The sequence below is a fragment of the Neptunomonas phycophila genome (genome assembly GCF_001922575.1).
GTDB lineage: Bacteria > Pseudomonadota > Gammaproteobacteria > Pseudomonadales > Balneatricaceae > Neptunomonas > Neptunomonas phycophila.
Genome location: NZ_MRCI01000001.1, coordinates 1,010,832 through 1,035,683, shown reverse-complemented (window position 1 = coordinate 1,035,683; position 24,852 = coordinate 1,010,832). Strand labels below are relative to the sequence as shown.

At 43.3% G+C, this 24,852-nt stretch carries 21 protein-coding genes; 13 read left to right on the top strand and 8 right to left on the bottom strand.

What is annotated here, in order from left to right; translation table 11 throughout:
• Nucleotides 1-4: 4 nt before the first annotated feature.
• The 6 genes from BS617_RS04670 to BS617_RS04645 all read left to right on the top strand — a co-directional run bounded on the left by BS617_RS04670 (nucleotide 5) and on the right by BS617_RS04645 (nucleotide 6,197).
• A complete protein-coding gene (locus BS617_RS04670) occupies nucleotides 5-835 on the top strand; it encodes a 3-oxoadipate:acetyl-CoA acetyltransferase (protein WP_075171730.1) in 831 nt (276 codons plus the stop codon).
• A gap of 91 nt (nucleotides 836-926) precedes the next feature.
• Complete coding sequence (locus tag BS617_RS04665; protein ID WP_075171729.1) at nucleotides 927-1,784, top strand: CoA transferase subunit A; 858 nt, start codon at nucleotides 927-929, stop codon at nucleotides 1,782-1,784.
• Between the two features lies 1 nt (nucleotide 1,785).
• Nucleotides 1,786-2,556, top strand: coding sequence for a CoA-transferase subunit beta (locus BS617_RS04660; RefSeq protein WP_075171728.1), 771 nt, complete (start codon nucleotides 1,786-1,788; stop codon nucleotides 2,554-2,556).
• A 13-nt stretch (nucleotides 2,557-2,569) separates the two neighbouring features.
• On the top strand, nucleotides 2,570-3,775 hold the full coding sequence (pcaF, locus tag BS617_RS04655) for a 3-oxoadipyl-CoA thiolase (protein ID WP_075173431.1): 1,206 nt from the start codon (nucleotides 2,570-2,572) through the stop codon (nucleotides 3,773-3,775).
• A 124-nt stretch (nucleotides 3,776-3,899) separates the two neighbouring features.
• Complete coding sequence (locus BS617_RS04650) at nucleotides 3,900-5,234, top strand: lyase family protein (RefSeq protein WP_075171727.1); 1,335 nt, start codon at nucleotides 3,900-3,902, stop codon at nucleotides 5,232-5,234.
• A gap of 27 nt (nucleotides 5,235-5,261) precedes the next feature.
• The gene (locus BS617_RS04645) at nucleotides 5,262-6,197 is read left to right on the top strand and encodes an AEC family transporter (protein ID WP_075171726.1); all 936 of its coding nucleotides are present in this window, start codon (nucleotides 5,262-5,264) and stop codon (nucleotides 6,195-6,197) included.
• Between the two features lie 22 nt (nucleotides 6,198-6,219).
• Here BS617_RS04645 and BS617_RS04640 read toward each other — a convergent pair whose 3' ends face one another.
• Both BS617_RS04640 and BS617_RS04635 read right to left on the bottom strand, forming a co-directional pair.
• Complete coding sequence (locus BS617_RS04640; protein WP_075171725.1) at nucleotides 6,220-6,894, bottom strand: GntR family transcriptional regulator; 675 nt, start codon at nucleotides 6,892-6,894, stop codon at nucleotides 6,220-6,222.
• A 173-nt stretch (nucleotides 6,895-7,067) separates the two neighbouring features.
• On the bottom strand, nucleotides 7,068-7,922 hold the full coding sequence (locus tag BS617_RS04635; RefSeq protein ID WP_083609930.1) for a shikimate dehydrogenase family protein: 855 nt from the start codon (nucleotides 7,920-7,922) through the stop codon (nucleotides 7,068-7,070).
• 667 nt (nucleotides 7,923-8,589) lie between these two features.
• Here BS617_RS04635 and BS617_RS04630 point away from each other — a divergent pair.
• The 7 genes from BS617_RS04630 to folE all read left to right on the top strand — a co-directional run bounded on the left by BS617_RS04630 (nucleotide 8,590) and on the right by folE (nucleotide 14,177).
• The gene (locus BS617_RS04630; RefSeq protein WP_075171724.1) at nucleotides 8,590-9,606 is read left to right on the top strand and encodes a DctP family TRAP transporter solute-binding subunit; all 1,017 of its coding nucleotides are present in this window, start codon (nucleotides 8,590-8,592) and stop codon (nucleotides 9,604-9,606) included.
• Nucleotides 9,607-9,681: 75 nt separating this feature from the next.
• On the top strand, nucleotides 9,682-10,152 hold the full coding sequence (locus BS617_RS04625) for a TRAP transporter small permease (RefSeq protein ID WP_075171723.1): 471 nt from the start codon (nucleotides 9,682-9,684) through the stop codon (nucleotides 10,150-10,152).
• Between the two features lie 4 nt (nucleotides 10,153-10,156).
• Nucleotides 10,157-11,425 (top strand): TRAP transporter large permease, encoded by a 1,269-nt coding sequence (locus tag BS617_RS04620; RefSeq protein WP_075171722.1) that lies wholly within the window; start codon nucleotides 10,157-10,159, stop codon nucleotides 11,423-11,425.
• Nucleotides 11,426-11,448: 23 nt separating this feature from the next.
• Complete coding sequence (aroQ, locus tag BS617_RS04615) at nucleotides 11,449-11,883, top strand: type II 3-dehydroquinate dehydratase (protein WP_075171721.1); 435 nt, start codon at nucleotides 11,449-11,451, stop codon at nucleotides 11,881-11,883.
• Nucleotides 11,884-11,992: 109 nt separating this feature from the next.
• Nucleotides 11,993-12,316, top strand: a complete 324-nt coding sequence (locus BS617_RS04610; protein WP_075171720.1) for a hypothetical protein — start codon at nucleotides 11,993-11,995, stop codon at nucleotides 12,314-12,316.
• Between the two features lie 79 nt (nucleotides 12,317-12,395).
• A complete protein-coding gene (locus BS617_RS04605) occupies nucleotides 12,396-13,403 on the top strand; it encodes an NAD(P)/FAD-dependent oxidoreductase (protein WP_075171719.1) in 1,008 nt (335 codons plus the stop codon).
• Nucleotides 13,404-13,535: 132 nt separating this feature from the next.
• Nucleotides 13,536-14,177 carry a GTP cyclohydrolase I FolE gene (gene folE, locus BS617_RS04600; protein WP_075171718.1) on the top strand — a complete coding sequence of 214 codons (642 nt, stop codon included), beginning with the start codon at nucleotides 13,536-13,538 and terminating at the stop codon, nucleotides 14,175-14,177.
• A gap of 17 nt (nucleotides 14,178-14,194) precedes the next feature.
• Here folE and BS617_RS04595 read toward each other — a convergent pair whose 3' ends face one another.
• From BS617_RS04595 to BS617_RS04570, 6 genes are all read right to left on the bottom strand, one after another.
• Nucleotides 14,195-16,339, bottom strand: a complete 2,145-nt coding sequence (locus tag BS617_RS04595) for a putative bifunctional diguanylate cyclase/phosphodiesterase (protein WP_075171717.1) — start codon at nucleotides 16,337-16,339, stop codon at nucleotides 14,195-14,197.
• Nucleotides 16,336-19,227 carry an ATP-binding protein gene (locus BS617_RS04590; protein ID WP_075171716.1) on the bottom strand — a complete coding sequence of 964 codons (2,892 nt, stop codon included), beginning with the start codon at nucleotides 19,225-19,227 and terminating at the stop codon, nucleotides 16,336-16,338. The genes BS617_RS04595 and BS617_RS04590 overlap by 4 nt, the downstream gene beginning before the upstream one ends.
• A gap of 3 nt (nucleotides 19,228-19,230) precedes the next feature.
• Nucleotides 19,231-20,418: an ABC transporter substrate-binding protein gene (locus BS617_RS04585; protein ID WP_075171715.1), complete on the bottom strand. Its 1,188-nt coding sequence runs from the start codon at nucleotides 20,416-20,418 to the stop codon at nucleotides 19,231-19,233.
• Complete coding sequence (locus BS617_RS04580; RefSeq protein WP_075173429.1) at nucleotides 20,384-21,520, bottom strand: ABC transporter substrate-binding protein; 1,137 nt, start codon at nucleotides 21,518-21,520, stop codon at nucleotides 20,384-20,386. Before BS617_RS04580 ends, BS617_RS04585 begins: the two co-directional genes overlap by 35 nt.
• Nucleotides 21,521-21,534: 14 nt before the next feature.
• On the bottom strand, nucleotides 21,535-23,124 hold the full coding sequence (locus BS617_RS04575; RefSeq protein ID WP_075171714.1) for a hypothetical protein: 1,590 nt from the start codon (nucleotides 23,122-23,124) through the stop codon (nucleotides 21,535-21,537).
• A gap of 102 nt (nucleotides 23,125-23,226) precedes the next feature.
• Nucleotides 23,227-24,423: a diaminopimelate epimerase gene (locus BS617_RS04570; RefSeq protein WP_075171713.1), complete on the bottom strand. Its 1,197-nt coding sequence runs from the start codon at nucleotides 24,421-24,423 to the stop codon at nucleotides 23,227-23,229.
• Between the last annotated feature and the right edge of the window lie 429 nt (nucleotides 24,424-24,852).

Genomic DNA, 24,852 nt, shown 5'->3' with positions numbered 1-24,852 from the left:
AAACATGTCATCTCCCTGCATCATTAGCGTAGCTATTACGGGGTCTCTGCCTCAAAAGCAGAATAACCCAGCCGTTCCTATCACGCCGGCAGAACAAATTGAGTCAACGCACGAAGCTTACGAAGCAGGCGCGACCTTAGTGCACCTGCATGTCAGAAACGACGACGGAACGACGAGCTCAGACCCAGAACGTTTTGCTTTAGTGCAAGAAGGCATACGCAAACACTGCCCAGGAATGATCACTCAATTTTCTACGGGTGGCCGAAGTGGCTCTGGTGCAGAACGTGGTGGCATGTTACATCTCAAACCTGATATGGCTTCGCTTGCGACAGGTTCTGTCAACTTTGGGTCGATTGTTTATGCAAACTCTCCGCAGCTGATCGATGATCTTGCGCAACGTATGCTTGATAACGATATTAAACCAGAGATTGAAGCCTTTGATCTGTCGATGATTTTTAATACAGCCAAACTGGTAGAACGAGGCCTGCTCAAATCGCCTGTACACCTGCAGTTTGTGACCTCTATCCCAAACGCAATCCCAGCCGATCGCGAAGTACTAGAGTTCATGATCAAACAATTTAAGCGTGTATGCCCAGACGGCACATGGACGGCAGCAGGTATTGGAAAGTACCAGCTCATTCTAAACCAGTGGGCGCTTGAACTCGGTGGACATGTACGTACAGGTTTAGAAGATAACATCCGCTTCGACAAAGACAACCTCGCTAAAAGCAACGCACAATTAGTAGAGCGCTTAGCGGGTATGGTCGTTGATTATGGACGTACAGTGGCTACCCCGGCGCAAGCTCGCCAAATTTTGGGGCTAAAGCCCGTATAACGCTCCTTTGAAAAGCAATCGGCGAGCCTAGTATCTTGATAATCTGGCCGTCGTTTTGTGTCTGCTCTTATATAATTGAGGAACCCTTGCCATGGCAAAGTTTGTCTCCCTTAAAGAAGCAATCGCAGAAAACGTCTTTGACGGTGATGTGATCGCAATGGAAGGCTTTACCCATCTAATCCCTCATGCCGCCGCGCATGAAGTCATCCGTCAGAATAAAAAAGATCTTACTTTGATCCGCATGACTCCAGACCTCATCTATGATCAATTGATCGGTATGGGCTGCGCCAAAAAAATCATCTTCTCCTGGGGTGGAAACCCAGGTGTCGGCTCACTTCGTCGTTTGCGTGATGCTTATGAAAAAAGCTGGCCGCACAAACTTGAGATCGAAGAACATAGCCATGCAGCCATGGCAAATGCTTATGAAGCCGGTGCTGCAGGTTTACCGTGTGCTATTTTCCGTGGTTACCTTGGCGCGCAATTAGAAGAAGTAAACCCTAACATCAAACGCGTAGAGTGCCCGTTCACAGGTGAAAAACTGGCAGCTATTCCCTCTATCCAGCCAGATGTCGCTATCATCCACGCCCAAAAAGCTAACAAGAATGGTGATGTGTTAATTGAAGGTATTGTAGGGGTTCAAAAAGAAGCCATTCTCGCCGCCAAACGCGCCATAGTAACCGTTGAAGAGATAGTCGATGACTTTGACGACATCCACATTAATGCCTGCGTCCTACCTAGCTGGACGGTAAAGTCTATTGCCGTCGTCCAAGGCGGCGCTCATCCTTCCTATGCGATGGGCTATTACGACCGAGATAATGCTTTCTATAAAAACTGGGACCCTATCGCCTCTGATAGAGATGCATTCCTGGCGTGGATGAAAGAGAACGTATTAGAAGTAGGTCCCGAGATTTTTGCGCAACGTGTTGCCGATAAGAAAAAGGAGAAGTGAGATGAGTTACACTCCGACAGAAATGATGACCATTGCAGCAGCCCGCGCTATCCGAAATGACGACGTCTGCTTCGTGGGTATTGGCATGCCTTCAGCTGCCTGTAACCTAGCACGCTTAACACATGCACCCGGCGTCACGTTAATCTACGAATCAGGCACCATTGGTACAAAACCTGATGTATTACCACTATCTATCGGTGATGGTGAGCTATGCGACACTTCGGTAACGACCGTGTCTGTTCCAGAAATGTTCCGCTACTGGCTACAAGGTGGACGAATCTCAGTTGGCTTCCTAGGTGCTGCTCAACTGGATAAATTTGGCAACATCAACACCACTGTTGTTGGTGGAGACTACCACAACCCTAAGGTTCGCCTGCCTGGTGGCGGTGGAGCGCCTGAGATCGCTACTTCATGCGGTGAAATATTTATTGTCATGAAACAAACCAACCGTGGTTTTGTTGAAAACATCGACTTTATTACATCGCTTGGTCACGGCAAAACAGGCAAAGAGCGAGAAGAGCTCGGCGTTAAGACAAAAGGCCCTAGCCGATTAACAACGGATCTTTGTATTTTCGAAACAGACCCGGCCACTAAAGAGTTCATAGTGACGTCTATCCACCCCGGCGTAACACGTGAGCAAATCCAAGAGAATACAGGCTGGGCTGTTCGTTTTGCTGACCAAGTAATCGAAACACCGGAGCCCACTGCGATTGAACTTGACGCTCTACGCGCACTAAATGAACGTACGGCTAAAGCACACGCCGGAAAATAACCGAGATATCATGATGACCGTAGCTTACATATGCGACTATATTCGCACGCCGTTTGGACGATTTGGCGGCACACTCTCTACAGTGCGTCCTGACGATTTAGGCGCCATTCCGCTCAAAGCTTTGTTAGAGCGTAACCCAGAACTGGACCCAGCGGCTATTGATGATGTGATCTTTGGTTGCGCTAATCAGGCAGGCGAAGACAACCGAAATGTTGCCCGTATGTCTTCATTATTAGCGGGATACCCTAATAGCGTTACCGGTACTACCGTTAACCGCTTATGTGGTTCTGGGATGGACGCTATTATCATGGCCTCCCGCGCAATCAAAGCCGGTGAAGCCGAAGTCATTATTGCAGGCGGCACCGAAAGTATGACTCGCGCACCTTTTGTTATGCCAAAAGCGACGTCAGCATTTTCGCGAAACAATGAAGTTCATGACACTACCATTGGCTGGCGCTTTATCAACCCTAAGATGAAGGCCGAATACGGCGTTGATTCAATGCCCGAAACAGGTGAAAACGTCGCTGAACAATTCAACATTAGCCGCGCCGACCAAGACGCCTTTGCGCTGGAATCGCAACAACGTGCAGCGAAAGCACAAGCCGCCGGTATTTTTGCACAAGAGATTGTCCCGGTTACGATACCTCAACGCAAAAAAGATCCCATCATTTTTGCAGAAGATGAGCACCCTCGCCCGCAAACTACCGCTGATGCCTTAGCTAAACTCGGCACTCCGTTTCGTGAAGGAGGCAGTGTTACGGCAGGCAACGCGTCGGGCGTGAATGATGGCGCCGCTGCATTAATTATTGCTTCTGAAGCAGCCGTTAAAAAGTACGGCCTCACACCTATTGCGAAAGTGCTAGGCGGTGCAACAGCAGGCGTTGAGCCTCGCATTATGGGCTTTGGCCCTGCCCCAGCGGCACAAAAGCTATGCAAACAGCTTAATATGGATATTAACCAGTTTGATGTCATCGAGCTAAACGAAGCATTTGCTTCCCAAGCGCTCGCAACATTGCGCGACCTAGGCCTGCCAGATAATGCAGCGCACGTTAACCCTAACGGCGGCGCTATCGCGATCGGTCACCCACTAGGGGCTTCGGGAGCACGCATTACAGGAACGGCAGCTCTAGAGTTGAAACGTACAGGCAAAAAATACGCCTTAGCAGCCATGTGTATTGGTGTCGGCCAAGGTATCGCTATCGCAATTGAAGCGGTTTAACACTCCGCTTTATTATTGTCTGGCTCCATAGCGCTAACGCTGCTGTCCTCATTGTTGAGGTATAGTAAGCATTAGCGCACTTTTTGTTTCTGATACGCTGTATTGCTACTGACAAGGTCTATTCATGATTCAAGTAACCCCTTTTGATTCGGCACTATTTAACCCTCTACTCTCCGATAACGAAGCCGGTTATTATTTAAACGATCAGGCTTTCATCAAGGCAATGCTATCCGTAGAGTCTGCTCTGGCCATAGCGCAAGCTAAAGCCGGCCTAATCCCAACAGAAGCCGCGATAGCCATTACAAATGTTGCTGAAAACTTAGAGATCTCTCCAGCTACATTAGCTCAGGGCACGGCTTCGGCTGGAGTTCCTGTTCCGGCTTTAGTAGCTGCTATCAAGGCCCAGCTTCCATCGGAACAGGCGAAATGGGTTCATTTTGGCGCGACTAGCCAAGACATCGTTGACACAGCGCTCATCTTAACGATCCGATCTCTACTCGATATTATCGAACAGCGCATCAAACATTCTCTTAGACATTTGCGAGATTTAGCGCAGACACATGAAAATACGCTCATTGCCGGCCGTACTCGCACACAACAAGCGGTCCCCATGAGTTTTGGCTTCAAAGTAGCTGAATGGGCTAATCCTCTGCTGCGCCAGCTCGCGCGGTTGGATGAAATGAGGCCTCGTATCCTCAAAACACAATTAGGCGGGGCCGTTGGGACCCTAGCTGCTATGGGTGAAAAAGCGGATGAGGTCGGTTTGCATTTTGCAGATACACTGACACTTGAGCGCGGTGATAATTGGCATACACAACGTGATTCACTAGTAGAATGCTCTTCGTGGTTGAGTGTAACTACGGGGCTACTTGGCAAAATGGCACAAGATTGGCTTTGGCTCTCATCCACTGAATGCGGCGAAATCCGTTTTACAAACGGTGGCGGCTCTTCAACCATGCCGCAAAAGTGCAACCCTGTTAATGCCGAAGTCATGGTTGCCATGATGCGTTTAAATGCAGGTTGGTGCGGACAAATGCATCAGGCCATGCTGCATGAACATGAACGCAGTGGCAGTCAGTGGACACAAGAGTGGTTCATCCTCCCTCAACAGCTGCTAGCAACAGTGGTAGCCGCTCGTCATAGTATCGACGCGCTGGACCACATTGTTATTAATAGAGAGCAAATGTTACACAACCTCGGCGCTTTCAATGGTGTCATTTATGCCGAAGCCGCAACATTTGAGCTCGCCAAGACGATGGGAAGGGATAAAGCATCCGAATTAGTAAAAGCAGCAAGCAAGACGGCTATAACCGGGACCGAACATTTATTTACATTGATTGCACAAGAAAGTGGTCAACAGCTCGATGTAGAAACAATGCAAGCGGCGCTGCTTAAAGCAGGCGCAACGACACCTTGGCTAGCTCGCATAATAGGCAGCATAAACCAAATATGCCCGTAGACTTCTACACGATACAGGGAGAATAACGTGTTAGAGATTTTTGCTACAACAGCACCCATTTTCTGTTTAATCATACTCGGTTATGTTGCGGTTAAAACAAGACTAATGCCCACGGATGCATTACCGGGACTGGGCCGTTTTGTCATGTACTTTACGCTGCCCGCATTGATATTTGATACCTTGGTCCATATGGATTTTGCGGATGTGATTGAACCCCGCTTTTTACTTGCTTATGGCATAGGCTCGCTGTTGTCTTTTTCGATTGGACTATTGATCGCTAAAAAACTGTTGAACAACAACCTAACAGGAAGCGGTATTAAAGCATTGGGCATGTCGATGAGTAACAGTGCATTTTTTGGTCTTCCTGTTCTTATTTTAGTGTTTGATGATCCACCTACAGTGGCATTTACTATGGCCTTAATCATTGAGAATATGCTGCTATTTCCTGTGGCTTTAATGACTATTGAGTACGCAAATGGCAAAGGGGAAAACCAATCTCTTTTACAAATTTGGAAATCAGTTATTAAACGTGTTACTCGCAACCCATTAATCATTGCTATCGTTGCAGGTTTTATCGGGTCGGCACTACAAATTCGCTTCCCCGCTCCTGTTAATGAAAGCCTACATATGTTGTCTGCCGCCTCAGCAACAACAGCCCTATTCGTTATTGGAGGCTCCCTAGTTGGCTCCACCATAAAAGGGAATATGGTAGAAATTAGTACTGTTATCGTCGGTAAATTATTAATGCACCCGTTATGCGTCGCGCTCGCGGTGCTTTGCATTCCAGGCCTCAGCCCTGAACTACGCTTAGCCGCTATTTTATTGGCAGCCATGCCTATGATGAGCATATACCCCATTATAGGTGGGAATTACGGGTACCGAAGTATATGCGCCAGTATTCTCATGGGGGCAACAATGGTGTCCTTCATATCGATAGCCGCCATATTAGGCATCTTACTTTGAATACCCCGCCAATAAACATGGGCTACACTGTGGCTTTAGGTGTTTGACTACCTCGACTAATATGGAGGGACAGCAAGGATTTGGCCCCCTCTATATCATCATCCAAGAGCCGCTGAACCAATTCTTGATGCTCAGCCATAACCTCTTTCCCGCGAAACGGGCGCTGGCTTAACGCTAATACTTGATAACGCATATACAGCTCAATAACAGAGGCATGATAACGAATTAATTGTTTTGATCCGCAATTAGAGACAATGGCTGTATGAAAATCTCTATCAGCCTTCTCCCAAGCAGTTACATGCTGCGCCTCATCTTCCATCATCAACTTTTCAGCACAACTTAAGCGAAAGTGGGCGCTAATAAGCCGAGATTTCCAATCGATCAATGTATCTCTACGTTCGAACGACTTTTCTAGCCCTAGCATTTCCAAGGTGCCGCGTAGCTCTATTAACTCCTCTAAATCCGCAATAGAGACGGGGATAACACGAAAACCCTTTTGGTCTTCAAATGACACAAAACCTTCAGCCACCAAGCGCATCAAGGTTTCTCTTAGTGTATTTACACTAACGTTATATGTTTCTTTAAGCTGATTTAGCTTGAGTTTTTGTTCTGGCTTTAAGCGTCCGGTGACAATATCATTTCGTAGTTTTTCGTAAACCGCTTGCCCAACTAACTTACGATCCAATGCATTATTCATTCATTTTCCGACATTCTACATAAACTATTCTACATTCCTTTTAGCAATTCTAACAAGTTTAGTTAAGGTATCCTTTAACAATTTAGATAGATTACCTGTACTTTTCACCCATAAAAAAAGCCTATCCAATAATGGATAGGCTCAGGGAGCATTGATAGCCCAGGAAAAGATAACTATCTAATAAATTGGCTCTTCACATTAAACTTCTCTTTAAAGCGCGCTAGGACCGAAGGGGCGTCCACGGATTGTCCGGTGAAAATAGTAAATGCGTCTAAGCCTTGATATAAAAACAAGTCAAAACCAGAGACAATCGTCATCTGCTTTTGATGAGCAACCTGTAAGAATTCGGTATCCACGGGTGTGTAGACCGCATCAAAAGCCCAAGATTGTGGTCCAAACAAGCTTTGCTCAAGAGGGTTACCTGGCGTTTTGTAGTGCCCAATTGGCGTACAATTTACCAGACCATCGGCATCCATAGCCGCATCACCAATGTCATTTTTGGTAACAAAGCGGGCCTTCAAACCAGCCGCACACATAGATTCAGATAATGACCGAGCACTCTCTTCATGCACATCGTAAATCATCACTTGTGTAGCACCAACGTCAAATAAGGCAAACGCTATTGCCCTGCCAACACCGCCAGCGCCAATCAATAACACGTTACCTGCCGGCTGCTCACCTAAGCGGCTTTTGAAGCCGCGAATAAAACCAGAGTAGTCGGTATTCGCTGCGCTAACCGTCTCGCCGATAAAGGACAGTGTATTTGTGGAACCAACACGTTTTACCGCCTCGTTGGTATTAGTCGCGTGATTAATCGCAATTTGCTTATAAGGAAAAGTTACATTGCATCCGGTGTAGCCTTCTTCACACAGCCGATTCAATGTGAAAGCAAACGCTTCGGGAGATTTATCAGCTGGCTCATGTAAATCATACATTACCGGTATGTTGTGCAACTCACCTAACAACGTATGTAACAAAGGCGCGCTTGATTTTTGAATCGATTGACCGATAAGGCCTAACTTTATCATTTCTTATTCTCCACAATACTGCTCACTGCGAATGCTAATCGAGATTTGCCATCTAATCCCACGCTAGCACAAAGCTAAGGTGCAACCACGAATGATCACATCGCAGCGATCATAATTACCTCCACCGCGGCAAGTCAACATATATGATATAAAACAAAATATAGGATACTTTTAGGTTTTATCAGGGATACATTATCTAATTTCGCGTCGAGAACATATCAAAAAATCTATTTGTTATTAATTATCAATTACTTATGTAAAAAATATCTGATTGAAAAGAGAAAAAATCTAACTAAATAAAAACATTTATCCTGTTTAAAAACACTTTTATATTACAATAACAGTATACTAAAACGACAAAATCTCATTTTTCATATCGATAGCAATCACTCAAAGTTCACCTACTACTCAATAGTCGTTTAGCTCAAAACCCAATAATTTTAGGTATTAATTGCTTAATGAGAAGATTTGATCGTAATAATGCATAAAAAATGTCAATTTAACGGGTTAATATATAGGTTATTTTTAATAACAAACTATAAAATTAGCCGTATACTTATCGGCTCTTAGCCGACTCAGGGCAATTTCAGGCGTAACACCCTCGCTTGAAATAACTATAAACATAAAAAACAGAAGACTTCTTAGAAGTCGCCTTTGGAGATGTAACATGAAATTAACCGTAAAAAACGTAACTCTCACCTTGGCTTCAGTGGCTGCTGCAGTCTCCTTTTCTGCTCAAGCTGCAGAGGTAACCCTGACACTAGGCCATGTAGATCCACAAGAGTGGACGACATCTAAAAAAGGGGCTGCTTCTAAAGTCTTTAAAGAACTTGTTGAGGCTGAATCGGGTGGACGTATTGAGGTAGATATTTACCCGGCAAGTCAATTAGGCGGCGAAACAGACTTAGTACAGTCGGCTCAAGAAGGCACATTAAGTATGACAATGGTGTCTGGCGCATTTGCTAAAGTTTGCCAAGAAGCGTCCGTTCTAGAAATCCCCTACCTGTTTCCTTCAGCGCCTGTTGCTTGGGAAGTGCTGGACGGCGAATTTGGCAAGGCACTTTCTGAAAACTGCTTAGCAAAAACCGGGTTACGTACTTTAGCGTACGGTGAAACTGGTTTTCGAAACTTTACAAACTCTAAGCGCCCAATAGCCGAACCTAAAGATTTAGAAGGCTTAAAAATCCGTGTAATGACACTGCCGTTATACGTGGAAATGGTTAAAGCAATGGGTGGTGAACCGACTCCTATCGCTTGGCCTGAAGTACCTTCTGCGTTGACAACCGGCGTGGTCGACGGCCAAGAGAACCCTATCAGTGTTATCTATGGTAACAAGTTCTACGAATTTCAAAACCATTTAACATTAGATGGACACGTCTACGGGACGGATTTCCTATTAATTAATGAAGACGTATTTGCCGGGCTTAACGACGCTGACCGCGCTATTGTAGAGCGAGCAGCAAAAGTAGCAGGGCTTGTAGGCCGTGCAATTCAACAAATCAACTCGGCAGAAGGTTTATCTCAACTGGCGTCTAACGGTATGACAATCACCACACCAACAACTGCCCAACTTGAGCTTTTTCGTGAAGCCGCCCAACCTGCTGTTTTAGAATGGCTCAAAGGTCAAATTGGTGATACTTGGGTAGATAAGGCCCAAGCAGCTGTCGCGTCTGTTACGAAGTAACCCTGGTAAAACAATGCTGGGAGTGACCTTTTGCTTCCAGCATTTTTTCAAGCCATGCCCTTGAGATATTGTCCTATGAAGCCCTTCTATAAAAAAGCCCTGTCCTGGCTGACAGGCACCTCTTTGTTAATTGTGTTTTCTGTTGTTTTAGCAAGTAGTCTGAGCCGTTACCTACTCAACTCACCAATCCAATGGAGCGAAGAAATCGCTAAATACGCCATGATATATGGCACCATGTTTGGCACTATTTTATGTTACCTAGAAGGGATGCATATAAAATTCAGCTTCCTCGAAGACGCTGTCTCACCCAAAATCCGCAACATCCTTCATGTCATATCTGACATTGTCGTCTTAGTGTCTGGCATTATTTTAGCGTGGTCTGGCTACCTTTTTATGATGAAGCGAGGTGCTATAACCGCCCCAGGCTCTGGAATTCCAATGTATTACTTTCAAGTAGCAATGGTGATTGGTGGTGTAGGTTTAACGATCGCGGCACTTATTAAGCTATCTGAGCTTGTCCTATCACCTTCGATACAGAGCGAGTAATGTCATGTTAGGTTTTGGTATTCTTATTGTCTTGATGGTTATTGGCAGCCCCATTGCTTTTGCTATTCTCCTGGCCGTGTTTGGACACGTATCACAAACTCCTTTTTCGTTCGGCCTAGTTAGCCAACGTATTTTTTCAGGCATAGATTCATTTGCGATTCTTGCTATCCCCCTTTTTGTCCTTGCTGGCGAGTTAATGAACGAAAGCGGTATTACCGACCGTATTATTAAGTTTGCCAATGCACTGGTTGGCCACACTAAAGCCGGCTTAGCACAGGTTAATATATGGGCCTCTGTTATTTTTGCAGGCTTATCTGGTTCAGCGGTCGCTGACACATCAGCACTGGGACGTATATTCATTCCAACCATGGAAAAAGAAGGTTATCCGCGCGATTTCGCAGCCGCACTAACGGCCGCTTCATCGGTAATAGGCCCGATGATTCCTCCTAGCATACCCGTTATTATTTACGCACTTATCACCAGCGGAGTATCGGTGCCTGCACTTTTTTTAGCCGGTGTCGCTCCGGGCCTATTTTTAGCTATTGGCTTATCAATTTATGTGCGTATCTATGCAGGACACTACGCTCCTTTACGCCCCAAACTTTCAGCCAAAGAACGCTTTAGTGCATTTGTTAATGCATGGATCCCCTTATTTATGCCGATATTTATTGTGGGATCTATTTTAACGGGAATTGTTACGCCAACAGAAGCCGCTGCTCTTGCCGCAGGATATGCACTGATAGCGGGCATATTTATCCTTAAAACCCTTAATTTATCTCGTCTACCCCATATCTTCGTGCGCGCTATGCGAGATTCATCAGTTATTTTAATTATTATTGCCGTAGTGGCTGCCGCTAACTGGATGCTTACATTTTCTCGGGTGCCACAAACCATTAGCAGCTATGTATTAGGTGAGGTTACTAACCCTTGGGTATTTTTGCTCATGGTGAATCTTATTCTTTTAGTCGTAGGCCTCTTTTTAGAAGGGATTGCGGCCATGCTTATTCTGCTCCCTATTATCCACCCAATCGCCATGAGTTTAGGCATCGACCCCACTCACTTTGGCATTGTTGTCATCTTTAATTTGATGATTGGACTGGTAACGCCGCCAATGGGAATTTGTCTATTTGTTTCGAATTCCATTGCAAACGTAGGTATGGGCGCAATTTCACGCAGAATCATGCCGCTATTCCTAGTAGAATTAGGCGTACTTCTTCTTATTACGTTTGTGCCGCAAACAGTTACCTTTATACCAAGACTGTTTGGTTATTAAACGAGTACCCAAAGGATTTTGTGATGAGCAATGTTATATATGTATTGAATGGGCCTAATCTCAACTTGCTAGGGAAGCGCCAGCCGGAAATTTATGGCTATGAAACACTAGCAGACGTTCAGGCAAAGCTTGAGACTAAAGCAGCTCAATCAGGCTTCACTGTTGACTTTTTTCAAAGCAATCACGAAGGAGCTATCATCGATAAAATCCATGAAGCTCGCGACAAGGCAAACGGCATCATTATCAACCCTGCCGCTTTTACACATACTTCTGTTGCTATTTTAGATGCACTCAATGCTTTTGAAAGCCCCGTAGTTGAAGTTCATATTTCAAATGTTCACAAACGCGAAAGCTTTCGACATCACTCTTATGTGTCACTCAGAGCAGATGGCGTTATCGCAGGTTTAGGCACTTTTGGTTATGTAGCCGCATTAGATTACTTTATTAACTTAAGCTAACCTCTACATTTCTTGTTTTCTAAGGCGCTCTTATGAGCGCCTTTTTATTGCTCGCACTCATCGGGAAACGCTGAAGTTTCGTATCAACCAATGCAAGGGGAGTAAAATTATGCAAATTAAAGAGTTAAAACATTTAGCACATCAACCAGGTACAGAAGTGTCGTTTATTGAACCCGCCTGCGGTGCAATGGTAATCAAAGTCAACTATATACTGGGTGAAACCCCTTCTAGTGCTTTATTGAAAACAAAACAGGGAGAAGTTATAACCCTAAAGAACCTAGCCCAAGGTTACGATTTACTCAGAGCTGTAGGCTTACATAAAGCAACATTAGAGCAAACGATTCCTCACTCCGAACTCTGCATACCCGACACCGCTAAGCAATGGACTTCAAATACAGACTCTCGCTCAGCTGCTATCCAATTGAGATTTTAGCACGCTAAATTTCAGATTGACCTTGCAATAAGACAGCAAGAACTTCCATTAATGATCCGCCTTACTATTTGAGAATACGATGACAAAACAGATTGCTATAGTAGGTGCAGGCCTATCAGGATGCATTCTCGCCAACGAACTAAACAAAGCTGGCTTTCAAGTAACCGTATATGAAAAAAGCCGGGGTACCGGAGGACGCTTATCCAGTGCTCGCGTCGGCGAAGACAGTGTAGACATCGGTCTACCCTATTTTGAAAACATTTCAGAACCCTTTGATACATGGTTACGAGACCTACCCTGTATTGTGCCATGGCCTACTTGCGTACAATCTATTGAGCAAAATATATCTACACAAAATTACTGGGTAGCATCACCTCGGTTTTCAGCCTTAACTCGCACACTTTTATCTAACGTAACCTTGATGACTCGTTGCCGAATTAGCCACGTGTGGCCGGATAACTTAGGAGTTATCCTGCGAGATGAAAATGGGGATTGCCTTGATCGGTTTGATGCAGCAGTCATCACGACTCCGGCTCCGCAAGCCGTGCCATTGCTTGAGTCCATCCCACGTTTTGCACACAAAGCAGAAGCCATCCAGCCTTCTGCAAATTGGATTTTAATCATCGGGCTATCTGTTCATTCAGAGGTAACCCCTGATATTCTATTGAGTTCTGGGCCTATCAAGCGGGCCGTTCGCGACTCAGCAAAGCCCGGCCGACACTCCAAAGAATACAAAGAAGTCTGGGTTGTAGAAGCATCAGATGAATGGAGCCGCTCCCATATCGATACAGATGCAGACTCTGTATCCGAGCATCTACTCCAAGCCTTTGAGCATATGCTAGATCAAAAACTAACCGTCGCTTACACGCGATCTCATCGCTGGCTTTACGCAAAACACCATACACTGCAAACAAGTAATCCAACCGAAACTCAACAAGTTAGTTACTTATGGAGTGAGCATGATAAAATTGCTGTTTGCGGCGACTGGATATTGGCAGGGGAAGCAAACTTGCCTCCTGCAGAAGCAGCTTGGCAAAGCGCTACCCAATTAGCACGTCTACTGATCGAGGAATTGAAGGGTTCGTAAAAGTCTCGACCCTACCCGCAACCGGTTTCGTATGGAATCAAAATATGTCCAAAGAGTCATATATCATCCAGATGACGATAACCATCGTATATATAGAAAATGAAACAAACATCGACAGCAGGACATTTACACATGCTAAGCCCTGAAGCCAGACTCGTTCAGAAACGGTTACAAGAAGCGGGACTTGAAACCCCATTGGTAGAAACCCCAATGGATAACAACCAAAAATACGAACGTATTAAAGGGCTGATGACAGAAGTACTCAGTACTCTAGGCTTAGACTTAAATGATGATAGCTTAACCGAGACCCCTCACCGCATAGCTAAAATGTACGTTAACGAAATTTTCTCGGGGCTGGATTACAGTAATTTTCCGTCAATTGCTTTAATCGAGAATAAAATGCGCGTAGAAGAGATGGTGAAAGTCAAAGACATTAGCCTAACGAGTGCGTGCGAGCATCATTTCGTCACTATTGATGGGCTAGCAAATGTTGCCTATATCCCCAAAGATACAATCATTGGACTTTCTAAAATTAACCGGATTGTTCGCTTTTTTGCTCAGCGACCGCAAGTTCAAGAGCGTCTCAATCAACAAATATTAATTGCTCTTCAAGCCTTGCTCGGCACTGATGATGTAGCCGTGAGCATACAAGCAACCCACTATTGCGTTAAGTCACGCGGTGTAATGGATACAAGTTCATCTACCGGAACACTCGCGGTAGGCGGAAAATTTAAAACGAACGAAAGAATGCGTGCCGAGTTTTTACGGGTATAACTTAATTAAACCAAGGCTTAGCTATCAGGCAGTCCTTGGTTTACTATCAGTAGTCGTTTTATATCATTAGCGCTAACAGGCTTACTAAAATAGTAGCCTTGTACCTCTTCGCATTTATTCTCGTTCAAAAACGCTAGCTGATCAGCTGACTCAACCCCTTCCGCCGTCACACTCAGTCCCAAGCTATGCGCGACGGCTATAATGGCTTGAGTGACCGAAGCATCTTCAGTGTTAGTGGTAACATGTGTAATGAACGAGCGATCTATTTTAAGGCGATCAATTGGGAAACGCTTTAGGTAACTTAAGCTTGAGTACCCTGTGCCAAAGTCATCAATGGCTAAGCAAACCCCAAGATCCTTAAGACGATGCAATGTGTCAACAGAACCCTCGACATCATCCATCAGCATATTTTCCGTGATTTCCAGCTCTAAATAACGCACGGGCAACCCCGTTTTTAGCAATGTTGACTGGACTACCGATTCGAGGTTTTGACGCGCAAATTGCCTAACGGATAAGTTCACAGCCATTCTTACCGGTGGAAGCGCTTCATCACGCCATACCTGAGCTTGCTGACAGGCTTCGAACAAAACCCACTCGCCGATTGGGGTAATTAGCCCCGTCTCTTCTGCGACAGGTATAAACTCAACAGGAGAAACCGCTCCTAATAATGGCGAGTCCCAGCGTAATAACGCCTCCACACCAATTATTTTTCCGCTGTGTAATGATATTTGAGGCTGATACACCAGATACAATTCTTTGTTATCAATTGCATGCCTAAGGTGTGCTTCTATCTGTAAGCGCCTTTTGGACACAATGTTCATTGAGTGCGCGAACATTTCGTAGCTATTTTTCCCACCATGCTTTACGTGGTACATGGCAGCATCCACGTTTTTCAGAAGGCTTTCAACTTCAGTACCATCTTGTGGGAATAGCGCTATACCAATACTGGGAGTAATTACCAGCTCGTGCCCTGCCAAGCTAACCCGCCTACCTATATTATCTAAGATACGGTCCGCGATAACTTTGGCCTCGCTGGCATCTTTTACATGCGGGATTAAAATGGTGAACTCATCGCCCCCAAAACGCGATATGAGATGTGCTTCACTATTGCTCTCGCCATTATCATTACGATCATTAGCACGGGCACTTTTAGTTAACCGCTTAGCGACAACCTTCAGTAACAAATCACCCACTCCGTGACCAAACGTGTCGTTAATGCGCTTAAAGTTATCTAAATCTAAAAACAGCACAGCACCGGTATGATTAAACTTCTGAGCTCTTTTGATTGCACGATCCACCGCTGAACTAAATACCGAGCGGTTATGCAGCCCCGTCAGCGCATCATAGCTGGCTAGCTCCAAAATTTTATCTTGAGCCTGTCGTAGCTCAGTCACATCTAGAACAGCTCCGGATAACAAAACCAACTCACCATCTTCATCAAATTCTGCCTCTATCTGATGTTTCACAATACGATGGTCATCATTAACAATAATACGATGATGGATTGAATCAGCAGCATTTGGCTTACCATTCACAATACGGTTAAACCAGTAACGTACTTTAAAATGATCGATCTCGGGGATGCTTTCAAAAAAAGCGGTTAGGCTTGGCTGGATCTTACCCCTTTTGGAATTGAGCAACTCAAATAGATGATCAGACCAATACAACTCATTTGAAGTTACATCCCATTCCCAGTTACCAAGTTTCGCAATACGTTGCGCATTTGCTAAACGTCGCTCACTTTTTTTCAACTCGTTTAGCTCTTCACCAACCACACTTGCTCGGATCATGTAGCGTAAACGCTGGCCTAACACTTTCCAGTTAAATGGCTTGGTTACAAAATCAGTTGCGCCAGCATCATAAGCCCTATTAACAGACGACATATCGTTAAAGCCTGTCGCCATCAATATCGGTACGCGTTTACCAAATGGTAATTGACGAATTTGTCGGCACACCTCATAGCCGTTCAGCTCTGGCATCTCAATATCTAGAATCACAATGTCCGGATGCACTTCTTGAAAGCGCTCTAATGCATTCAACCCATCAGTTGCTTCATATACCTTAAAGCCATCGAGAGTAAGCGCTTGTTGGGCTAGGATGCGCGCGGTTATATCGTCGTCAACAACCAGTACTTTGCTCGGTTTTATTAATACTTCTGTCATGATTTCCCACTACTTCCAACCGAACTTTCAGATAAATTAGATAAAGCTTTTCTCACTCGCTCTAGTTCAACTTCAAGCGGATTTATTAGAGCCTTTACATCATCTAGGTTAACGCTACTTAAACTCTCAACCTGCTGGCTTAATTCGGCTAAATGAGTCGCACCCAAGTTGTAACAGCTCGACTTCAACGTATGAGCCGCCATACGTAAAGTATCTTCATCCTTGTCATTAAATGCTGATTGAATTTGCGACAGGTTATCGGCTGATTTCATTAAAAACGCTGTAATAATTCGTCTTAAAAACAACCCGTCTTCGTCCATTTGTTGTAATTGCGCGATTATTTCAGGATCCAACACATAGGAATCTACAGTCTCGGCAGGCACAACACCCTCTTCAAGTGAGGACGGATGTCCCTTAGCCGGCGGCAAGTACACAACAGAACTGGTCTCTTCTTTGACGAGGTACTCATTCAGTACAGCTATCAGCGCCTGTTTTTTATAAGGTTTAGCTAGATAGTTTGTCATTCCTGCGTCGAAGCAGCGTTCTCTATCATCTTTAAACGCATTCGCCGTTAACGCAACGATAGGTGTTGGCTGAGCACCGGGAGATAATGACTTTTCCATTTGTCGAATGGCTGCCGTTGCTTTATATCCGTCCATTTTCGGCATTTGGCAATCCATCAAAATTAAGTCATAACGATGGCGTTTAAACTTATCGAGTGCCTCCATCCCGTCTGCAGCGACATCAACCGTTAATCCACTACCCGCTGCTGACAAAATTTGAAGAGCATATGCCTGATTAACTTCGTTATCTTCTACCAGCAACAGACGCCCGTGAACATCCGGCATCACTATTGGTTCGTTACTCGCAGAGATAAACTGCCCTGGTCTGCGATCTTGGTAGTGAAGACCTTTATCAAATGACAAGGTAAACCAAAATGTAGTCCCCTCACCTTCATAGCTCGAAAAGCCAATACTGCCGTCCATCATATCAATCAACTGTTTACAGATGGCTAACCCTAACCCGGTACCTCCAAAGTTACGAGTTGTTGAACTATCCGCTTGGACAAATGGTTCAAATATACGAGTCCTTTGCTCTGGTGAAATACCCACCCCCGTATCAGAAACTATTATTTTAACAGTCAGTTTATTATCCGTTTCCTCAAGCACTTCGAGATAAATAGATACTTCACCTTCAGAGGTAAACTTTAACGCGTTGCTAATTAAATTTGTTAACAACTGACGTACTCTAACCTCATCGCCTTGAACTGCTCCCCTAAAATGGTCTGGAAGGTAATAAAATAAACCAATCCCTTTTTGTTCGGCTTGGGGCGCAAACAAATTTACTTGGCTTTGAATAATATCATTCAGGTTGAAAGCAGCCTTCTCTAAAAGAAGACTACCGGCCTCAATCTTAGAGAAGTCGAGAATGTCGTTAATAATCTGCAGCAAGCTCTCACTAGAGGAACGAATCATGTGTAAGAAACGACGCTGATGAGCATTTAAATCTGTTTCTAGTACTAAATCTGTCATGCCCAACACACCATTCATCGGTGTGCGAATTTCATGACTCATCGTAGCCAAAAATTCACTCTTAGCTTTATTGGCTTGCTCAGCTACATTTTTTTCCTGATCGGCCTGCTCAATACGTTCTCGTATCTCTTCTTCTAAGAAAATAAATGACTCGGCCAATCGCCCGACTTCGTCTTGATACCGAGTCGCTAAACCTTTGATACTGTCCTCTATATCTGGAGATTTAGCGAAGTTACGAGATGGGAGAGCTTTCGCATGTGCAGTCAAAATGGATAGCGGATTAACCAACTTAGAGATTAAAAAGAAAGCAGCAAACAAACTCAGCAAGAAAACAGAGCCAATAATAAGGCTTTGCCTTCCAACTAAATCACGACCTGGCCCTGCAATTTCAGCAACGGGAACAACAACCGCTAAGTACCAATCAAATGCTTTAAAGTAAGAGATAAAGACCTGTACTTCACGACCACCCGTAAACGAGCCTTCATAACTAATAAACGAAGCGCTTTGTTTATGCCCTTCTATAATACGATCTAACAGTGGGGACTGCTGCCAATCTAACTGACCAGTATTCACATCGGGTAATAGCGGAAGATCAGGAGGAGCGATGAGTACCTCTTTAGAACCGTTGAATAGAAACGCAAAGCCAGATGCAGCAACCTTAATTTGCTGAAGACTTTGGCTAAGATCATCAATGATTTCATCCATTTTTTGTTGGCTTTGCACCTCGATATCATCGAAATTCACCAACACACCGATTGTCCATGACCACCCTTCTACAGGTAAAAAGAACGCTAAATAGTTCTTCTTTTCTTCCCCTTCGCTACTAGACCATTCGAATATGCTAGAGGCACCGTCTTTAGGTAAGTTACTAGGACGCATAACTTTTGAAAGCTCTAAACCTTTAAGATCTTTAATTTGGCCTAAAGACCCTCCCTCAATGATTGGGTTATTAGCCGCTAAAACATTACCTTGCGAATCTGCTATAAATAAATACTTCTTATCTATAGCCATAGAGCGAATCCAGTTAATCAAAGAATCAAGAATAACTTCTTGATCGCCTTCGTTACGATTATTTAAACCTGCATATGAATTAACAACTGACTGAACCAGAAATAAAGTATTTCGCATTTCTGATTTTAACTCACCAAGCAAACCAACCTTCTCATTAATAATACGATCATAGCTAGCACTGATGTGTAACTGAGCCAAGCCTAGCACATTACGAGCAGAGGACTGTTCTGCCACAAGCATGGCGTTACCAACATCCCGGTGAGTAAAATACATAATAGCACTCGACGTAACGAGCATTATTATAGCAATCAAAGCAACGAATTTAGACTTTATACTTGTAAACACTATTTATTCCTGATTCTCTATACGCCAATATAATTTATCAGCGGCAGCCAACAAATACGCATTCAAGTGAAAACCTATCAACTCAGCCGTTTTCATATTCAAATATATATCGGGGTGATCATTAAAAACCTGATTAATCTCTCCTGGCTTTTTCCCTTTCAATATTTCAATAGCAACATTTGCTAGAAAACGCCCCTCCTTTATCAATCCGTAAGATCGAGAAGCACTTAACATATAGCCGAATTTAACTTCATCCTGTCCATACTGAGAAAATGCAGGAATTTTATATTTATTCGCAATAGCAATGATTTTTTCATGAGTTTTTAGATCTAAACCTCCTTGCTCTGTAACATAAAAGCTATCTACTTTATCAGCTAAATAATTAAAACAGCTTACTATAGACTCAGAAGCAGCTTCCTCGCTAGGAATATCGCTTTTTGTATAGCAGGGTATGACTGTAAAGCCTTTATCTTTGGCAATAGAGTAAATGGTATCGACTGCAGCATAACTCCGACCTACTTTAGTATTTTCGTAAGCTATACCTAATCTCTTAAAACCAATTAAATTATGAAATATCCTAACTTGATTTAAATACCGATCAGGACTTATAAAAACATGTACATGATCAAATCCCGAATCATCTTGTTGTTTTATAATGCCAGCACTAATTGGGTCACTGGAAGACATCACCATAATAGGGGTGCTATGCTCCTCATTTGCTAAATCTAAACCTGCCCATGATCCTAATGCAAAAACAAGATCGATATCCGATTTTTTATTTAGCCTATTAAGGAAAACTTGACGCTGGTTAACACGCTGCTCTTGGCTCCATCCAGAAGAATAAAAAGCATCTGCCACAAACTCTATTTGATCACTATCGGTATTCTCTGATAGCCATTGCCATAAAAGCTTTGCATCACCACTTTGAAAATCAGGTATCTCCATACCTTTACTAATCGTGAAAACACCTAGGTCATGAAAAGATACAGCGATGGATCTTAGTGTTTTATAGTAATCGATATAGTCTCCACCTTGATAATATGCAACTCTTTTCTTTTGCTCATTATCAGCAGCCTGAGACTGAACAGAAAAACCTACAGAAACAAATGAAAATATAATAAAAAAAGCGGTTCTCACTATTGAAAGCCTCATTTTATTACCTACTACCTTCAATAGTATGAAAAATTTCATCTGCCAAGCCTAGCAGTATTAACGGGGGGTTGAACCCAATAATTTCAGCTGATTTTATATTAACAGCCATTCTAGGTGGTTCTTCGAAAAGCTGCGAAATTTCCCGTGGAGACTCTCCACTTATAACGCGTTTTATTACGTCGGCCTGAAAATCTCCAACATATTTAAAACCCGCTTGTGATAAGCTTAACAGCATTCCCTTTTTAACCTCGTCCACACCTGACTGAGAAAATGTAGGAATTTTATTTTTATTTACTATTTCAACTAAAGTAGGAAGTGTTTCTCTATTAACACCTCCTTGGACGGTCACATAAATCGCATCAGTTTTCTTAGATAGTTCATTAAAACAGTCAATCACACTCATATTAGCTTTATTTGAGTCGCTAATATCACTTAGAGTAAAGCAAGGAATAACATCGAAGTTTAATTGTTCGGCTTTTTGAAGGACAATATCTAATGCGGCATAACTTCGGCCTTCTACTGTATCTTCGTATGCTATCCCCAAACGTTTAAATCCTATAACTTCATGAAATAATGTAATTTGTCGCTGATATCTCTCTGGATCAATTGTCGCATGCACATGGTCATATCCGGAATCTTCTATAGATCTCACTATATTCGAGCTTATAGGATCACTCGCAGACATTACTATTGTTGGTATATTATGTTGATTGTTAGCGAAAGACTGCCCAGCCCAGGTACCCATTGCTATAAGCAGGTCTACCTCTTTATTAATCAATAATTCGGTAGCTTCAACCTGATACTTCTCTCGCTTTTTTTCATCCCAATCTGCACTAAAATAAAAGTCTTTAGAAAAGGTAATCATGCTATTAGATAAGTTTTCAGCGAGCCAAGTCCAAAGCTCAGCTGTTTGCTCACCAGAGAATGCAGGTATTCTCTTCTGTTCCAGCAAACCATCATTCATCATTGCTGTAACCGTTTCAGTAAGAATTTTCTTATAATCTGAATAAGGACCTCCTTCGAAATATCCTAAGACCCATGGCTTATTAATTTTTTGTTTTTTATCTATAAGCTGTTCAGCAAACACATTAACCGACAAGAAAACAGCTAAAAAAATTATTAACTTTTTAAAAGATAACATTGCACCACCATAAATTAGCAATTTCTTTCCGTGCTTGAATATAATCCTGTTATGACTAAATCATTTCTTAAATTTTTAAAAAGCTGTTCTGCTATATCATCTCTAAACTGAGGTAAGAAGCTATTAGGCAAAACATCTTCTAGTGTTTCATGTAAGGATCCCATGTGCGCATCCTTTACTGAAACGTTATTCATCCAATTAGTATCTATTCCGCCATCATTAATGAGCTCAACAGGCCCAGTCGGATATAAACCAAAATTGTTTGTTGCTAAAACAGGCTGCATCCCTGAAAGATAACCATCTACTTTCGAGGGTATGGCGACAGAGTCGTTACAATTTTGAAACACAACCTCTACAGCTCTCTTCATTTTAGGTAGATAATCAGCTTGATAATAACCACCCAGCGCCGTAACACCTCTCGCCAATGTAATAACTAAGAAAGAAGTAAAAACAGATGGAATCAACCTCTCGTTTTGAATAGCCTCAGCTATGGCACTAACTGTTAACTCAATATCCCAACGCTCCCCTGAGTCTGAGCGCCCCGAGAGAATGCACTTACCATCCTCTTCAACCGGTAATAAGGGAATTCTACGTTTCCGCTCATCGACTCCCCAAAACATAAAGGTACCAGACTGTTTAAAATGGCCTTCACTTGTCATAGTCAAACGTTTAGATAATTCAGCTATATTCCAGCAAGACTTTTCTTGGTCTAAGGCATGCTCTAAAGCAATCCTATGAGGCTCAGAAAAAAGCAGTCGTACGAGCAAGCTCTCTGTGTTCTCAAGATCTAAACAAACTAATCTAGACGCAATTTTCTCGAGTTCAAGATAAACAAGATTTGTTTTTTCTCTGGTCCTCTTTATAATTTTCGACCATAAAATAGAGTTCACTTGCGTAGCTTGCTGCGAATAGCTATCGCTACCAGTAGAAACTGAATATGCATCTATTACCAAGTCTGCTATCTCTGCTGGTTTCGAGATACTTGACTCCTTACCTATTCGTTTAGTGAACTGTAACAACATATCCCCCGAAATCGATCGGACTGCAGATACTGTCTCACGTCGGTATTTATTGGAATATATTGGAGCTTTAAAAGGGACTTTTTGATTTAAGGAGATTGAAGGAGGATAGAGAAGCACCCCTCTAGGGTACGTTAGGTTATCTAAGGGCACATTCCCACAAGCAAACACTGGGACTGTTTTGGCTTGTTTACCATTAATTTTCCGCAAACTAAAAATCAATGTACCTTGTACTGATTGGGCAAAGTAATCGACCCCGTGGTGGTTAGCCGTTAGTACAACAGGGTTAGCTAAAAGCTCAGACGCCGCTTCCCTAGCGACTTCTTCACCTAATAATGGCTTGGCATAATTGTAGACAACTTCTGCTAAATCATCACGCGGTTGAAAGCTAGTAGCAGAAAATACATTTTGAGTTTCTAGATACTGAGCAATTGTTTTATCGCCATGATCACGAAGTGTACGATCAACAGTAGGTAAAGCCTCCCGAATACGTTGAAGATAACTTTCCAACGAATGTGAGCAAGCCAACTCCCCTGAAGTAGATTTTTTTTCTGACTCTAATGTATTGCTGTCAGCCAAGGTCATGGTGGCCTCGACTCGCTGAAGCCACTCCGAGCCCTCTCACAGTTTTTTTGTACAATATGCTGGTATACATTACCAATAGCGACTTAAGCAACAAAGCTAACCTCATGCCAACAAACACTGAGTGCCGGCCTTGGCTAAAGATTTAGCGTGTCCTTGCGCTAATTTTTTCGTAACACCAAGCGTTGAAGCTTCCTTATTCGCCACATGTTGTTTATCCGCTTGCCGCATTAAAGACCGTTTCATGTGGTAAACCCCTTCAAACAATAATATAGGGTTTGACTGAATACGCCAGCCTGATTCTAACTCTTGTACTTTTATCACCGCCTCATCATCATGCCAACGGCAACGATGAGGAAGCACTGTGATCACTTTTTCCTCAGGAGAAAAGAGTTGCTGAACAGTAAAGGCAGCAGCCATAGCCCCCGTACCACACGCCAGTGTTTCCCGGTATATGCCTCGTTCAAAACAACGGTTTTCGATAATCTTTTGGGACTTGATACGAGTAAAATTAACACTAATACCGTATGGAAAAAAAGAATGATAGGCACGATTAATGGCATGACCTATTGCATGAACCAGCTGAGATCCTGGATCATTTTCGAGGTCCCCTATGCGTGTATTGTTTTTGAAAATAGCCGATGCTATCGCTGGATCTTCAAAGCACACATCCGGGAAAATCACCAAATGTGGCTCCCCGGTAAAGCTTAAATAGCAGACGAAAGACAAAGTTGCATTTTCACCGAGCAAACTACATCCATTAATGTCCAGCTCTGAAACGCGAAACGACTCAATCACTGACACTTCATTTTGAGTAAAACCTGGAGTGACTAACACAGGAGGCAATTTACGCGGGAAGCCCATTTCTGCCCAGCTGTGAGCGGTATCGGATTGGGTTCCAATTGAAATGAGCTTAGGGGTTAAAAACGGAACTTCTGTGATAATAGGGACTTGCGATAAACCATATTGCTGATAAAGATACTGAGCAATACACATTAAACCATTACCGCAACATAACGCCTCTTGGCCGTCAGGCTCGAACATTCTAAAAATGTAAGTTTCACTAGAAAGATCGGGAGGAAGACGCCAATAACGGCGGTAATCATTGATATCTGATAATGTTTGGGACGTTGCTTTTTGCAACACTAGTAGGTTATCGCAGCCTACCCCAAAGCTCATATTCGTGGCTTGATAAGCAAACTCGGACATCGCCGCTTCACTTAGCCAAGCCGTCTCTGTCATGTCAACAACGACAAAGTTATTTCCACAAGATGAGTATTTAGTAAACGGGATCTTGGTCATGACCCGATCACCTTTAGCCTTCTCTCCCCAAAGTGCGGGTTACACAATTTAAGCACAAACCTACACCCCTTTTTAACAAGCATATGAGTCAACGCCATTTTTGAGGCGAAAATCGGTGGTAATATTGCGCAAAAATTCACATCGGCATCCATCAGTTTGGTTATACAGAGGCTTAAAGCCCAGTAACGTCAACAAGCTTTCTGGCTTTTATAGTGCCGACTATCGTAGCGGCCTAAATTGCATCACCTAGATTAAAACAAGCGTTTGAAGCGCACAACAACAAAATATATACATTCAAAAAGTTTGTAAACAAAAAAACTTACATATCAATAATGTATACTTTAATTCTACCTCCTAAACTACTAAATAAACCAACCCGAAAGTACTAGAAGCACTACAAATTAGTACAGAAGAACCTTCAGCAATCCT

Bases quoted from the DNA above. Each gene is read 5' to 3' on its own strand.
- BS617_RS04620 (WP_075171722.1), top strand. From the start codon at position 10,157: ATGTTAGGTTTTGGTATTCTTATTGTCTTGATGGTTATTGGCAGCCCC.
- BS617_RS04625 (WP_075171723.1), top strand. From the start codon at position 9,682: ATGAAGCCCTTCTATAAAAAAGCCCTGTCCTGGCTGACAGGCACCTCT.
- BS617_RS04610 (WP_075171720.1), top strand. From the start codon at position 11,993: ATGCAAATTAAAGAGTTAAAACATTTAGCACATCAACCAGGTACAGAA.
- folE (WP_075171718.1), top strand. From the start codon at position 13,536: ATGCTAAGCCCTGAAGCCAGACTCGTTCAGAAACGGTTACAAGAAGCG.
- BS617_RS04635 (WP_083609930.1), bottom strand. From the start codon at position 7,922: ATGATAAAGTTAGGCCTTATCGGTCAATCGATTCAAAAATCAAGCGCG.
- BS617_RS04660 (WP_075171728.1), top strand. From the start codon at position 1,786: ATGAGTTACACTCCGACAGAAATGATGACCATTGCAGCAGCCCGCGCT.
- BS617_RS04570 (WP_075171713.1), bottom strand. From the start codon at position 24,423: ATGACCAAGATCCCGTTTACTAAATACTCATCTTGTGGAAATAACTTT.
- BS617_RS04575 (WP_075171714.1), bottom strand. From the start codon at position 23,124: ATGACCTTGGCTGACAGCAATACATTAGAGTCAGAAAAAAAATCTACT.
- BS617_RS04585 (WP_075171715.1), bottom strand. From the start codon at position 20,418: ATGAAATTTTTCATACTATTGAAGGTAGTAGGTAATAAAATGAGGCTT.
- BS617_RS04605 (WP_075171719.1), top strand. From the start codon at position 12,396: ATGACAAAACAGATTGCTATAGTAGGTGCAGGCCTATCAGGATGCATT.
- aroQ (WP_075171721.1), top strand. From the start codon at position 11,449: ATGAGCAATGTTATATATGTATTGAATGGGCCTAATCTCAACTTGCTA.
- BS617_RS04630 (WP_075171724.1), top strand. From the start codon at position 8,590: ATGAAATTAACCGTAAAAAACGTAACTCTCACCTTGGCTTCAGTGGCT.
- pcaF (WP_075173431.1), top strand. From the start codon at position 2,570: ATGACCGTAGCTTACATATGCGACTATATTCGCACGCCGTTTGGACGA.
- BS617_RS04595 (WP_075171717.1), bottom strand. From the start codon at position 16,339: ATGACAGAAGTATTAATAAAACCGAGCAAAGTACTGGTTGTTGACGAC.
- BS617_RS04670 (WP_075171730.1), top strand. From the start codon at position 5: ATGTCATCTCCCTGCATCATTAGCGTAGCTATTACGGGGTCTCTGCCT.
- BS617_RS04650 (WP_075171727.1), top strand. From the start codon at position 3,900: ATGATTCAAGTAACCCCTTTTGATTCGGCACTATTTAACCCTCTACTC.
- BS617_RS04665 (WP_075171729.1), top strand. From the start codon at position 927: ATGGCAAAGTTTGTCTCCCTTAAAGAAGCAATCGCAGAAAACGTCTTT.
- BS617_RS04580 (WP_075173429.1), bottom strand. From the start codon at position 21,520: ATGTTATCTTTTAAAAAGTTAATAATTTTTTTAGCTGTTTTCTTGTCG.
- BS617_RS04640 (WP_075171725.1), bottom strand. From the start codon at position 6,894: ATGAATAATGCATTGGATCGTAAGTTAGTTGGGCAAGCGGTTTACGAA.